12 protein-coding genes are annotated in these 13504 nt (G+C 73.1%); 10 read left to right on the top strand and 2 right to left on the bottom strand.

What is annotated here, in order from left to right:
- Positions 1-8 precede the first annotated feature (8 nt).
- Both AC3WRM_RS00990 and AC3WRM_RS00995 read right to left on the bottom strand, forming a co-directional pair.
- On the bottom strand, positions 9-1319 hold the full coding sequence (locus AC3WRM_RS00990; protein WP_492246795.1) for a sensor histidine kinase: 1311 nt from the start codon (positions 1317-1319) through the stop codon (positions 9-11).
- The gene (locus AC3WRM_RS00995) at positions 1316-1978 is read right to left on the bottom strand and encodes a response regulator transcription factor (protein ID WP_492246794.1); all 663 of its coding nucleotides are present in this window, start codon (positions 1976-1978) and stop codon (positions 1316-1318) included. The genes AC3WRM_RS00990 and AC3WRM_RS00995 overlap by 4 nt, the downstream gene beginning before the upstream one ends.
- A 92-nt stretch (positions 1979-2070) precedes the next feature.
- On the opposite strand from AC3WRM_RS00995, the gene AC3WRM_RS01000 reads away from it, so the two are divergent.
- The 10 genes from AC3WRM_RS01000 (at position 2071) to AC3WRM_RS01045 (ending at position 13496) form a co-directional block, all read left to right on the top strand.
- A complete protein-coding gene (locus AC3WRM_RS01000; protein WP_492246793.1) occupies positions 2071-3579 on the top strand; it encodes a hypothetical protein in 1509 nt (502 codons plus the stop codon).
- A 14-nt stretch (positions 3580-3593) separates the two neighbouring features.
- Entirely contained in the window at positions 3594-4340 is a 747-nt protein-coding gene (locus tag AC3WRM_RS01005) for a polyprenol monophosphomannose synthase (protein ID WP_492246792.1), read from the top strand.
- Complete coding sequence (locus AC3WRM_RS01010; RefSeq protein ID WP_492246791.1) at positions 4337-4840, top strand: GtrA family protein; 504 nt, start codon at positions 4337-4339, stop codon at positions 4838-4840. The genes AC3WRM_RS01005 and AC3WRM_RS01010 overlap by 4 nt, the downstream gene beginning before the upstream one ends.
- Complete coding sequence (locus tag AC3WRM_RS01015) at positions 4837-5517, top strand: DedA family protein (RefSeq protein ID WP_492246790.1); 681 nt, start codon at positions 4837-4839, stop codon at positions 5515-5517. The genes AC3WRM_RS01010 and AC3WRM_RS01015 overlap by 4 nt, the downstream gene beginning before the upstream one ends.
- Before the next feature lie 89 nt (positions 5518-5606).
- Positions 5607-6245, top strand: coding sequence for a TetR/AcrR family transcriptional regulator (locus AC3WRM_RS01020; RefSeq protein ID WP_492246789.1), 639 nt, complete (start codon positions 5607-5609; stop codon positions 6243-6245).
- A gap of 34 nt (positions 6246-6279) precedes the next feature.
- Entirely contained in the window at positions 6280-8733 is a 2454-nt protein-coding gene (locus tag AC3WRM_RS01025; protein ID WP_492246788.1) for an MMPL family transporter, read from the top strand.
- A 75-nt stretch (positions 8734-8808) separates the two neighbouring features.
- The gene (locus AC3WRM_RS01030) at positions 8809-9378 is read left to right on the top strand and encodes a nucleotidyltransferase family protein (protein ID WP_492246787.1); all 570 of its coding nucleotides are present in this window, start codon (positions 8809-8811) and stop codon (positions 9376-9378) included.
- A gap of 107 nt (positions 9379-9485) precedes the next feature.
- Positions 9486-11816 carry a molybdopterin cofactor-binding domain-containing protein gene (locus tag AC3WRM_RS01035; protein WP_492246786.1) on the top strand — a complete coding sequence of 777 codons (2331 nt, stop codon included), beginning with the start codon at positions 9486-9488 and terminating at the stop codon, positions 11814-11816.
- A 10-nt stretch (positions 11817-11826) separates the two neighbouring features.
- Positions 11827-12312 (top strand): (2Fe-2S)-binding protein, encoded by a 486-nt coding sequence (locus AC3WRM_RS01040; RefSeq protein WP_492246785.1) that lies wholly within the window; start codon positions 11827-11829, stop codon positions 12310-12312.
- On the top strand, positions 12309-13496 hold the full coding sequence (locus AC3WRM_RS01045) for an XdhC family protein (protein ID WP_492246784.1): 1188 nt from the start codon (positions 12309-12311) through the stop codon (positions 13494-13496). Before AC3WRM_RS01040 ends, AC3WRM_RS01045 begins: the two co-directional genes overlap by 4 nt.
- Positions 13497-13504 lie beyond the last annotated feature (8 nt).

Raw genomic sequence — 13504 nt, forward strand, 5'->3', positions numbered from 1 at the left:
CAACGACGTCAGGCGGGCGGCAGGTCGATGGTGAACGTCGTCGGGTCGTGCGCCGACGTCACGCTCACCGTGCCGCCCACCGTCGCCGCGACCCGTCGGGCGAGGGGGAGGCCGAGGCCGGCGCCCTCCCCGTCGTCGCTGCGCCGGAAGCCCGCGCGGAACACGTCCTCGCCGTGCGCGGGGTCGAGACCGGCCCCGTCGTCGCTCACCTCGACCACGACGCGGCCGGCGCGACGGCGCACCACGACCTCGACGCGGGTGCGGGCGTGCCGGACGGCGTTGTCGACGACGGGTCCGACGATCCGCTCCACGAGCTCGGCCGCGGCCGCGACGTGCAGGCCGGCCGCGGCGGCCACGTCGGTCCGGACGTCCGCGGCCGGCCGCGCCGCGACGAGCGCGGCGACGACCTCTCCGACGTCGGCCCGCCGAGGCGACCCGGTGGCGTGACGAGCCACGTCCAGGAGCGCCGTGATGGTGCCGTTCAGCCGGTCCACCTGCTCGAGCACCCGGACGAACCGCTCCCGGACGTCGGGCGGAGGCGAGCCGAGCAGCGCCAGCTCGGCCTCGCCTCTCAGCGCGGTCAACGGGGTGCGCAGCTCGTGCGCCAGCTCGCCGGTCAGGCGCTGCTCCGCGCGGATGGCCTGAGCCACGCGGTCGAGCAGGCGGTCCAGCGTCCGACCGAGCCGGGCCAGCTCGTCGTCGCCGGTCAGGTCGAAGCGGGCCTCGAGGTCGTGCGCGCTCCACTCGTCGGCCGACTCGGTCATCTCCCCGACGCGGCGCAGCGTGCGTGACACGGTCCACGCCGTGGTGGCGGCGGTCCCGGCGACCACGAGGAGCGCGGCCACGCCGAGCGCGCCGAGCAGGATGTCGCGGCTCGCCTCGTAGACGTCGAGCGACTCGGTGGCCACGACGACAGCGGTCAGGTCGTCACGTCCGGGGACGGCGACCGGTCGGGCCCGGAACAGCCGCTCGCCCCGCTTGAGCGTCGTCGCCTGCCGCACGTCGGCGAGGCCGTCGACGACCGCTGTCGTCCGCGCGCCGGCGTCCGGACCCGAGACTTCCACGCCGGCGGCGTCGAACACCCAGACGCCGTCGAGGACGGTGTCAGCACCCACGTCGGGCACCTCGACGCGTCCCTGGCGGTCGGCGAGCGAGGCGGCCACCGTGTCGATGCGGTCGTCGAGGGCGGTCTGCACCTGCGCAGCCATCAGCTGGTTGGCGGCGAGCAGGACCACCACGAGCATGAGGGCCATCGCGCCCGTCGTGATGAGCGCCGTCGTGAGCACGAGGCGTCCGCGCACCCCGGGCGAGCGGCTCATCGGAGCACGAACCCGACGCCGCGCACGGTCTCGAGGGTCACCGGCGCGTCGATGGCGTCGAGCTTCACGCGCAGGCGGCGCACGTAGGTGTCGATGGTGTTCTCGTGCACGATCGCTCCGTCGGGCCAGCCGGCCGCGACCACGGCGCGTCGTCGCACGACCTCGCCCGGTCGGGCGGCGATGGCCGCCAGCATGCGGAACTCGGTCGGCGTGAGCCGCTCCTCGCCCCCGGGTGAGCGGACCGAGAAGCGCTCCGGGTCGAGGACGAGCCCGGTGGCCTCGGCCGGTGCGCTGCGCGAGCGACGCATGAGGGCGTCGAGGCGCACCAGCACCTCGCTGATCGAGAACGGCTTCGGCACGTAGTCGTCGCCCCCCGCGTGGAACCCCGAGACGCGGTCGTGCACGGCGTCGAGCGCCGTCAGGAACAGCACCGGCGCGTGCTGGCCGCCGGCCCGCAGCGCCTGGCAGACGTCGCGACCGTCGGCGTCGGGCAGGCCGATGTCGAGGACGAGGGCGTCGAGCTCGAGGTCGGCGCCGAACAGCTCCATGGCCTCGCGCCCGGTGCGCGCCAGCACCACGTCGTGCGACGAGAGCCGTAGCCCCTCGACGAGGACGCGCCGCACCGAGGCGTCGTCCTCGCACACGCCGATCCTGGCCACAGGGTCATCCTGCCCGACGCCAGCGTGAGCACGGGGTGACCGGGCGGCGGCATTCAGGTGGCGTACAGGTGCGCGCTCCTAGCGTCGGGGCCATGACCAGCATCACCGGCACGACCCGCGTCCGTGGCGCGGCGACGAGCCTGCCGCTGGTCGCCTGGGTGCCGTGCGCCGCAGGGGTGCTCGCGGCGCTGCTGCGGATGACCTGGGCCGACCGCGGGCTCGGGTCCGACGAGGCGGGCTTCCTGGCCGTGGCGCGGCAGTGGGGCCCCGGGACGTCGCTCTACGGGCACTACTGGGTCGACCGGCCACCGCTGCTCATCACGCTGTACCGGCTCGCCGACGGACTCGGGGGCGCTGTCGGGCTTCGCGTGGTCGGAGCGCTGGCCGTCCTCGTCGCTGTCGTCGCGGTCGGCGCCGCAGTGCGCCGTGCGACCGGATCGGCGACCGCCGCAGCCTGGACGTCCGTCGTCGCCGCGGCGTTGCTCGCCTCCCCCGCCGCCGGGGCCTTCGAGGTGAACGGTGAGCTCCTGGCAGCGCCCTTCACGGCGCTCGGCGTGCTCGGCGTCGTGCTCGCGTGGCGCGGAGCCAGCGGCCGCGACCACCTGCGGGGTGGGGCGCTGGCCGGCGCGGGCCTGGCGGCCGCGCTGCTCGTGAAGCAGAACATGGTCGACGTGCTCGTCGTCGCCTCGGGCGTGGTGGCGCTCGGGGCGGTCACCCGGACGCTGCGACCGCGGACGCTGCTCGCCGCACTCGTGGGGGCGGTCGCCGGCGGCCTCGCCGTGACGGGGGCCGTGCTCGGGTGGGCCGTGCTGCACGGCACGTCGCCGGGCGGCGTCTGGTACGCCATGTACCCGTTCCGCGTGGCCGCGGGCGCGGCGCTCGCATCGTCGCGAGGCGTCGCCGCGCACGCACGAGGACTGCACCTGCTGGAGGCCGCTGTGGTGAGCGGCGTCGTGCCCGCCCTCGGAGCCCTCGTCGTCGGGGTGCGACGGATGCGTCGCGACGTGCGCCTCGTGGCCGTGGTGGCGCTGGCCTGGATGGCGTGGGCGGCGTTCTCGATCGTGATCGGCGGGAACTTCTGGACGCACTACCTCGTGCAGCTGGCGCTGCCCCTCGCCGTGGGCGTCGGGCTGCTCGCCACCGCACGGCCCCGTCTCGCGACCGTCGCGGCAGCGTGCTGCCTCGTGCCGGCGGTGCTGAGCGCGACGGTCATGTCTGCGCGCGCCGACGACCTCACCCGTGACCAGCGCGTCGGGCGGGCGATCGGCGCCGCGTCGGTCGGTGCCGACTCCCTCGTCGTCGCCTGGGGCCACCCGGGCGTGGTGCAGGGCAGCGGGCTGACGTCGCCGTACCCGTCGCTGTGGAGCCTGCCCACCAAGACGCTCGACCCCGACCTGACCGGGTTCACCGCGGTGCTCGCCGGCCACCGTGCCCCGACGTGGGTCGTCACCGGGCGCACGCTGCACACCTGGGGCCTGCACACCGCCGCCGCCGACGCGGAGCTCCACCGCCGCTACCACCGCGTCGCCGACGTGTGCGGCTCCACCGTCTACCTGCGGGACGGGCTCACCCGTCCCGTCCCCGCCGCCGACTGCGGCTGACCCGAGGAGGATCCATGAGGAACATCGTCATCGTCCCGACCTACCAGGAGCGCGACAGCATCGTCACCCTGCTCGACGCCCTGGCCGCGACCGCCCCGGACGCCGACGTGCTGGTCGTCGACGACGCGAGCCCCGACGGCACGGCCGACGTGGTGCGCGCCCACCCGCGCTTCGGACCGCACGTGCACCTGCTGGAGCGCTCGGGCAAGGACGGTCTCGGCGCCGCGTACCGCGCGGGCTTCCAGTGGGCGCTGCAGCACGGGTACGAGGGCATCGTGCAGATGGATGCGGACCTCTCGCACCCGCCGGAGCGCGTGCCGGCGCTGCTCGACGCCCTGCGCGACGTCGACGTGGCCGTCGGGTCCCGCTACGTGCAGGGCGGCGGGTCGCGCGGGTGGCCCTGGCGGCGGCGTCTGCTGTCGCGGGCGGGCAACGTCTACGTGCGTGCCGTGCTCGGCCTGCACGTCCACGACTGCACGGCCGGCTTCAAGGCCTTCCGGGCCGAGGCGCTCGTCGCGGTCGGAGCGCTGACGTCGCGGTCGCAGGGCTACAGCTTCCAGGTCGAGAACACGTGGCGTGCGGAGCGCCTCGGCCTGCGGGTCCGTGAGCTGCCCATCGTCTTCACCGAGCGCACGGCCGGGGCGTCGAAGATGTCGACGCGGATCGCGCTCGAGGCGCTGCGGCTCCCGCTCGTCTGGCGTCGCGAGGAGCTGCGCGCCGCCCTGGCACCCCGACGTCGGGTCGAGGTCGGCGCCGCATGACCCTGCTGCGACGGCTGCTGACGCGTGAGGTGCTGACCTTCCTCGTGGTCGGCGGCTCCGGGTACGTCGTCGACGTCGTCGCGTTCAATGAGCTGCTCGTGCTGCCGCCGTTCCGGTCGTGGGACCCGAGCGTCGCCCGGGTGCTCGCCGTCGGCATCGCGATGATCATCACCTTCGCCGGCAACGCGGCCCTGACGTGGTCGGGGCGGCGATGGGGACGCCGTGAGGTGGCCTGGTTCGTGCTGCTGAACGTCGTCGGCCTGGGGTTCTCGGTCGTCTGCCTCCTGGTCTCGCACGACCTCCTGCACCTCACGTCGCGGCTGGCCGACAACGTGAGCGCCAACGGCGTCGGCCTGCTGCTCGGGACCGTCTTCAGGTTCTGGACCTACCGGCTGCTGGTGTTCCGCGAGGACACCCGGCCCAGGGCGGGCGTCGGTGGTCCTGACCGCCGCGAGCAGTCAGGTGGCAGTCAGGTGGAGCCGGGGACGATCGCCTCATGACCGCCGTCTTCACGCCCCTCCTGCTGACCCTCGGGCCGGCCGCGGTGCTTGTCGTCATGCTCGTCGTCTTCGCCGAGACGGGGCTGCTGCTCGGGTTCGTGCTGCCGGGGGACTCGCTGCTGTTCCTGTCCGGCGCGCTCGTGACCTCGCACGTCATCGGTGTGCCGATCTGGCTGGTCATGACCGGCGTCGTGCTCGCCGCGGCGGCCGGCGACCAGCTCGGGTACCTGATCGGTCGCCGGTACGGGCCCGCCGTCTTCCGCCGGGAGACCTCCCGGTTCCTGCGACCCGAGTACGTCGACCGCGCGCACGACTTCTTCGAGCGCCGCGGTAACGCGGCGGTCATCATCGGACGCTTCATCCCCATCATCCGCACCTTCACGCCGACGGTGGCCGGCGTGGCGCGGATGCCCCGCGGTCGCTTCACGGTCTACAACGTCGTGGGCGCGGTGCTGTGGGGGAGCGGCATGGTCGCGCTCGGTGCGCTGTTCGGCGGCATCCCGCTGGTCGCGCACCACGTGGAGGTCATCACGATCGGCTTCGCCGGGCTCTCGGTGGTCCCGCTCGGCATCGAGCTGCTGCGCATGCGACGGTCACGGGCGCGCGCCGCGCAGGCCCCCGAGCCCTCGGAGCCCGCTGAGCCCGCTGAGCCCGCTGAGACTGCCGAGGCCGCGTAGCTGGAGGTCCTGGGATCGCCCTCATGGTGTGACCACGGCGACATCGACAGAAGATGCACTCAGTGCAACGACCTGCCTAGTCTGGAAGAGTGACCCAGAACGCCGACCGCCGCCAGCAGCGCGGCGAGCAGCACCGCGAGGCGATCCTCGCCGCTGCCGCCGACCTGGTGGCCGAGACGCGCTCGGTGCAGCTCAGCACCGAGGAGCTGGCGCAGCGAGCCGGAGTGTCGCGCCGGACCGTGTTCAACCACTTCGCGACGCTCGACGAGGTCGTCACGGAGGTGCTGGCGCGCAGCATCGGCGAGGCCGTCGACGCCCTGGAGTCGGCGGCGCGACGGGTCGAGGGTGACGACACCCTGGACGGCACCTTCGCCCGCATGTCCGCGGTCTTCGAGCAGACCGACCTGACGCCGCAGATGTCGTTCCTGTGGACGGTGCTCAGCGTCGACGACACGCTGCCGCGCCGCTACGGCCACGTCATCGACGACGCCTTCCACCGGCTGCGCGACCTGCTCCTCGCCACCGCGCGCGAGCCGGAGGACACGACGGACACCTTCGGCCGCGCGCTGCTCGTCACCTCGCTGATGAACGGGACGGCCTTCGTCGCCCAGCGCTGGTGCGAGGAGACCCGGGGTGTCGTCGACGACGCCTCCCGTGCGCTGTGGACGACGCTCGTCGCCCGCATGACCGACCAGCTCGGCCGTGGCTACCGCCACGCCGGGACCTGACCACCCGTCCGCTCGAGACCCGAGAGAGACCACCATGGCATCGTTGCTCTACCGACTCGGTCGCTTCGCGGCCCGCCGCGCCTGGACCGTGCTGGCCGCCTGGGTGGCGGTGCTCGCCCTCGCCGGCGGCGCCTTCGCCCTCTTCGGCGGTGCGCTGACGACGACCGTCACCATCCCGGACACCCCCACGCAGCGGGTCGCCGACCAGCTCGCAGACCGGTTCCCCGACGCGAGCGGCGGCAGCGCCACGGTCATCTTCCGCAGCAAGGACGGCGAGCCGCTCACCGACGCCCAGCGCGCCGGGATCGCGGCGGTGCTCAAGAAGGTCGACCAGGTCGACGGCGTCACCGGTACGGTCGACCCGTTCGCCGTCGAGCAGCAGGTCGGCGCGCAGGTCCAGAAGCTGGAGGACGGCCGACGTCAGCTCGAGCAGGGACGTGACCGCCTCGAGGCGGGCGAGCGGCAGCTCACCGTGGCACGGCAGCAGCTCGAGGCCGCGCCGTCGGTGCCGCAGGCGCAGCGCCAGCAGCTCGCCGCCCAGGAGGAGAAGCTCGCGCAGGGTCGCGAGCAGCTCAAGGCCCAGGGGCGCACACTCGACGACGGCGCGGCGCTGCTGAAGCTCAGCGAGGGTCTGCGGCAGGTCTCCGAGGACGGGACCACCGCTCTTGCGCAGGTGCAGTTCAAGGACGAGCTCGTCGAGGTGACGCCGGAGGTCCGCGAGGACGTGCTGGACGCGCTCACCGACGACCCGGTCGACGGCGTCGAGGTGCTGCCCTCGGCCGAGATCTCCCAGGAGATCCCGAACGTGTTCGGACCGGGCGAGGCCGTCGGCCTCGTCGTGGCCGCCATCGTCCTCGTGGTGATGCTCGGGACGTTCGTGACCGCGGGCCTGCCGCTGCTGAACGCGCTGCTCGGCGTCGGTGTCGGCGTCCTGACCAGCCTCTCGCTGTCCGGGGTCGTCGAGATGCTGTCGGTCAGCCCGGCCCTGGGCGTGATGCTCGGCCTGGCGGTCGGCATCGACTACTCGCTCTTCATCATCAACCGCCACCGCAAGCAGCTCGCGCGCGGCATGGACGTGCACGAGTCGATCGGCCTCGCCAACGGGACGTCGGGCAACGCGGTCGTGTTCGCCGGCAGCACCGTGCTGATCGCCCTCCTCGCGCTCAACGTCGTCGGGATCGGGTTCCTCGGCGTCATGGGCACGGTCGGCGCGATCTGCGTGTTCGTCGCGATCCTCGTCGCCATCACGCTGACGCCCGCGATGCTCGGTCTGCTCGGACGCCGGGCCCTGACCCGCAAGGAACGCGGCCAGGCACCGCAGCCCGAGGGCGCGCACCTGCCGGCCGACCACCCGATGAGCACCGCCCGCGCGTGGGTCACCGTCGTGCTCACGGTCGTCGTGCTGCTCGTCGTGGCGATCCCCGCGCTCTCGATGCGGCTCGGCCTCAACTCGGCCACGTCCGAGCCCGAGGACTCGGTCGTGTACCAGTCGTACAGCACCGTCGAGCGGGCGTTCGGTCCCGGCGCCAACGGCCCGCTGCTGGTCGTCGCGACGCTCGACGACCCGGTCACCGACGCCACGCTGACGTCGGAGCAGCTGCGTCTCGGAGAGCTGCTGCGCGACCAGGGCGACGTCACCGCGGTGGCACCCGTCGGTGCGTCCGAGGACAAGATGCTGCTCGCGTTCCAGGTGGTGCCGAAGACCGGACCGTCCGACGAGGCGACCGAGCAGCTCGTGCGCGACGTGCGCGACCTGCGCGCCGACGGCGTGGCGTCGTTCGGTGTCGCCGGCGCGACGTCGGGGAACATCGACGTGAGTGCGCAGCTCGCCGACGCGCTGCCGGTCTACCTCGCGGTCGTCGTGGGGCTGTCGCTGCTGATCCTCGTGCTGGTGTTCCGGTCGATCCTGGTGCCGCTCACCGCGACGCTGGGCTTCGTGCTGTCGCTGCTCGCGACGTTCGGCGGACTCACCGCGATCTTCCAGTGGGGCTGGATCGGCTCGGTGTTCGGCGTGCACGACCCCGGTCCGGTGCTGAGCTTCCTGCCGGTCATCCTCATCGGCGTGCTGTTCGGGCTCGCGATGGACTACCAGCTGTTCCTCGTGTCCGGGATGCGCGAGGCGCACGCGCACGGGGCACCGGCACGGGTGGCGGTCCAGCGAGGGTTCCACGCGGGCCGGTCGGTCGTGATCGCGGCGGCGCTCATCATGGTGTCCGTCTTCGCCGGCTTCATCTTCGCCGACTCCGGGATGATCAAGTCCGTCGGCTTCGGGCTGGCGTTCGGGGTGCTGGTCGACGCGTTCGTCGTGCGGATCCTGCTCGTCCCGGCGGTCATGCACCTGCTGGGGGAGTCGGCGTGGTGGATGCCGCGCTGGCTCGACGGGATCCTGCCCGACATGGACGTCGAGGGTGCCGCGCTCGAGCGCACCCACCCGGTGCCCGGAGGCCACCTCGACGAGGCCCCCACCGGCGACCCCCGCCCCCGCTGAGCGTGACGTTCGCGGGGTGGACTGAGCGTCCTGGCCCCGCGAACGTCACACTCAGGGGGAGGCGAGGAGGCGCGCGTGGGTGAGCTGCACGGACTGGTGCTCGCGGCCGGGGCCGGACGACGCCTCGGACGACCGAAGGCCACCGTGGTCGGCGCCGACGGCGAGCCGTGGGTCGCGCGCGCCGTGCGGGTGCTGCGCGAGGGCGGGTGCGACCCCGTCCACGTGGTGCTGGGCGCGGACGCCGACACGGCACGCGCCCTCGTCCCGCCCGAGGCGCGGGTGGTCGTCGCTGACGACTGGGCCGAGGGCATGTCGGCGTCGCTGCGTGCCGGGCTGCGGGCCGTCGCCGCGACGTCGGCCGACGCCGTGATGATCCACCTCGTCGACCTGCCCGACGTCGGAGCCGACGTCGTCGCCCGGGTCGCGGCACGCGGCTCGGGACCCGATGCGCTCGCCCGCGCAGAATTTTCTTCCCGCCCCGGTCACCCCGTGCTGATGGGGCGTGACCACTGGTCCGCATGTGCGGAGACGCTGACGGGCGACCGAGGCGCACATGCGTACCTGACCGCGGCGTCCGCCACCGCAGTCGCGTGCGACGACCTCGCGTCCGGAGAGGACCGCGACACGCCGCTCGACGGCGCCTGAGGATGGTCCGACCGGACTAGTTCGTCTGCACTACGGCGTGACCCGTGACACAGTGCTGCGCATCCCCCACTTCGTCCATCCCCTCAGCCCGACGAAAGTGTGCTGCAGTGCCCATCCCACTCGACCCCGCCCTGCCCGCCCCTGCTCCCACCCGCCGGACGTTCCTCGGCTACGTGATCGGCGGTGCGGGTCTGCTCGTCGCAGCCGACCTCGGCCTCGGCGGCTCGCCCGCGTCGGCCGCCGTCGTGCTGCCGTCCGTCCCGCAGATCCCGGAGGCCTACGACCTCAACGACTTCCTGACGCAGTGCGCGCTCCCGACGTCGAACCTCGTCGCCGTCCGCATCGACCGCCAGGGCGACGCCCACTTCGCGCTCCCGCGCATGGAGGTGGGCCAGGGCATCACGACGTCGACGGCCATGATCCTCGCCGAGGAGCTCGACCTCCCGCTGGACCGCGTGCACGTGACGCTCGCCCCGGCGCGACCTGAGCTGCTCTTCAACCAGCTCACCGGCGGCTCGAACACCACCATCTCCACCTACACGCCGATCCGCGTGGCTGCCGCCGTCGCCCGGCAGTCGCTGCTCGAGGCCGCGGCGATCATGCTGGGTGCCCAGGTGACCAGCCTGACGACGAAGGGCGGCACGATCCTCGACTCGCTGGGCTCGTCCGTCACGTACGGGCAGGCCGCGCAGAAGGTCGACACGTCACGCACGCGCGAGGTGAAGGTGACCCTCGACGAGTCCCGCGAGCGCACGGTCGTGGGGACGCCGCAGCGTCGGCTCGACGCGCTCGACGCGGTGACTGGTCGCAAGACCTTCGCGATGGACCTCAAGGTCAGGAACGCGCTCCCGACCATGGTGTGCCGCGCGCCCGCCCTGAACGGCAAGCCCGTGAAGGTCCGCAACGCCGCGAAGGTCAGGAAGATGCCGGGCGTGACGCACGTGGGCGTCGTGCCCACCGGCGTCGCCGTCCGCGCCCGGACGTTCGGCCAGTGCATCGACGCGGTCCGCGCGCTCGACGTCCAATGGTCCGAGGGCACGGTCCCCGGCAAGAAGGCCGACGACGTCGCCCGCGAGCTGAAGGCTGCCGAGCTGCCGCTGGCCGTGCCCGCGCTGGGCGCGACCACCGTCGAGGGATCGTTCACCTTCCACTTCCGCAGTGGCTCGGCTCTCGAGCCCAACTGCGCGGTCGCCGACGTGCGCCAGGGTTCCGCGCGGATCTGGAGCGGTCTGAAGTCGCCCATCGACGCACAGTCGAAGATCGCCAAGCTGCTCGGCCTGCCGCAGTCGAAGGTCGAGGTGAACGTCGTCACCGGTGGCGGCTCCTTCGGTCGCAAGCTCTTCAGCGACGGCGCCATCGAGGCGGCTCAGATCTCGAAGGCCTTCGGCGTCCCCGTCAAGCTCATGTGGCACCGGGCGGACGAGCCGCGCCAGGGTCGCGTGCACCCGATGGCGACGTCGCGCATCCGTGCCACGGTCGTCGGTGACACGGTCGCGACCTTCGAGCAGCGGCACACGTCGGTCTCGTGCGACTTCACCCACGGCCTGGGCGAGCGCATCACCGCCGAGGTCGCGTCGCTGCCGTCGGGGCTGGGGAACCTCGGCTTCTCCGAGACCGTGTTCCTGCTGACGCAGGAGCTGCCCTACAACTTCGGCGTCGTGACCCAGCTGCTCAACGAGTCGAACTACGACCAGAGCAGGTTCAACACCAGCTCGGTGCGCAACATCTACTCACCCGACGTCCGGGTCGCGAACGAGTTGGTCGTCGACCAGCTCGCCGCCCGCTTCAGGACCGACCCGGTCGAGTTCCGCAGGACGTTCACCAAGAGCGGCGTCGTCCGCCGGGTGCTCGACCGCGCCGCCGAGCTCGGCGAGTGGGGCCGGACGCTGCCGAAGGGCGTGGCCCAGGGCATCGCGATCCACAAGGAGTACAAGGGTGCGACGGCGGTGGTGGTCGAGCTCGACTGCCGTCCGGCCACCGTGAACCGCAAGGTCCGCGACGCCGTCACCGGACCACGCGTGCTTCGGGCGACCGTGGTCGTCGACTGCGGTCTCGCCATCAACCCGCTCGGCATCGAGGCGCAGATGATGGGGGGCTTCAGCGACGGGATGTCGCAGGTGCTCACCTACAGCAACCACCTCGTCGACGGTCACTTCCTCGAGGCGAGCTGGGACAACTCGGCGTACACCCGGCAGTGGAACACGCCGCTGGAGTTCCGGTGCGAGGTGATGGAGTCCGAGAGCACCGAGCCGGGTGGCATCGGCGAGGCCGGCGTCGCCGCGTCCGCCGCCGCGGTGGCCTGCGCCTACGCGCGCGCCACCGGCACCATGCCGACCGAGTTCCCCGTCAACTTCCGCCAACCCCTGCACTTCACGCCCAAGTCCTTCGTCCCGCCCGTGCCCGCCTCGCCCACCAACGGCCTGACCTTCGTCTCCTGAGGAGCCCGACATGCCCCGATACAGCTTCCAGCTCAACGGCGAGAAGGTCACCGTCGACGTCGAGAGGGGCGTGCGCCTGCTGTGGGTGCTGCGCGACGTCCTCGGCGTGACCGGCCCGAAGTACGGCTGCGGCATCAACGTCTGCAAGGCCTGCACGTCGCACCTGAACGGGAAGGCGTTCAACCCGTGCGCGGTGCCGGTCGAGAAGATCCGGCCCAGTGACAAGGTCACGACGATCGAGGGCCTCGCGGACACCGTGCCCGGTGACGACCTCCACCCGATGCAGGAGGCCTGGCTCGAGCACGACGTCGCGCAGTGCGGCTACTGCCAGCCCGGCCAGATCATGACTGCGGTGGCGCTCGTCAAGCGGGTGCAGCGCGAGGGTCGGGCCATCACCGACGCCGACCTCGACGCGATCCGCAACGTCTGTCGCTGCGGCACCTACACGCGCATCCGCGAGGCGGTCCGGACCGGCGAGAGGCTGATGCGCCGGTGACGGTCGCCGACGACGCGCTCGCGAGCGCCGCTCGCTGGGTGCAGGACTCACCCGTGGCGCTGGCCACGGTCGTCGGCACGTCGGGCTCCGCGCCTCGGCAGGCGGGTGCGGCCATGGTGGTCGCGGCGGACGGCCGCATCGCCGGGTCGGTGTCGGGCGGGTGCGTGGAGGCGGCCGTGGTCGACCTCGCCGAGGCCACGCTCACGTCGGGCGAGCCGACCCTGCGCACGTTCGGGTTCGCGGCGGACGACCTGTTCGACGTCGGGCTGACCTGCGGTGGACGCATCGAGGTGCTCGTCCAGCGCGTCGGGCCCGACGACGGGCTGGCCGACGTGGCGGCGCGGGTCGCCCGCGGGGACGCCGTGGCGGTCGTGACCGTCCTGGAGCACCCGGACCCACGGCGCGTGGGGGAGCGGCTGGTCGTCGACGCCCCGTCCACGAGCGGCGCGACGGGGCTGCGTCGGACGCTCGAGGAACGCGCCCTCGCCATGCTGGCCAGTGGTGCCACGGGCGACGTGCACTGCGGCCCCGACGGCTCGCCGCTGGCGTCCGGAGTGCGGGCGTTCGTGCAGACGTGGACGCCGCCACCGCGCCTCGTGGTGCTCGGCGCGGTCGACTTCGCGCGGGCCCTGGCCGGAGCAGGACGCTTCCTCGGCTACGACGTCACCGTGTGCGACGCCCGGCCCGCGTTCACGACCAGCGACCGCTTCCCCGACGCCCACCGCGTGGTCGTCGACTGGCCGCACCGCTACCTCGACGCCGAGGTCGCTGCAGGTCGCTTCGACGCCAGGACCGTGGTGTGCGTGCTCACCCACGACGCCCGCTTCGACGTCCCCACGCTGACCCGTGCCCTGCGGCTCCCGATCGCGTACGTCGGGGCGATGGGCTCGCGGCGCACCCACCGGGAACGGCTCGAGCAGCTCCGCGCGGCAGGGCTCACGCCCGGGGAGCTCGACCGCCTGCACTCGCCGCTCGGCCTGGACCTGGGCGCGCGCACGCCGGAGGAGACGGCGATCAGCATCCTCGCCGAGGTCGTCGCCGTCCGTCGTGGCGGGACCGGCCGCGGGCTGGGGGACACCGAGGGGCCGATCCACCGGGCCGCACCGGCGCCCGACCGGCCCCCTGCCGGGACGTCCGGATGGCCCACCGTCGACGTCGGCCGTACGAGGTCGCCGGTGCGCTAGCCTTCCGG

This window comes from Aeromicrobium sp. EU05-FHT14F07 (assembly GCF_058790455.1).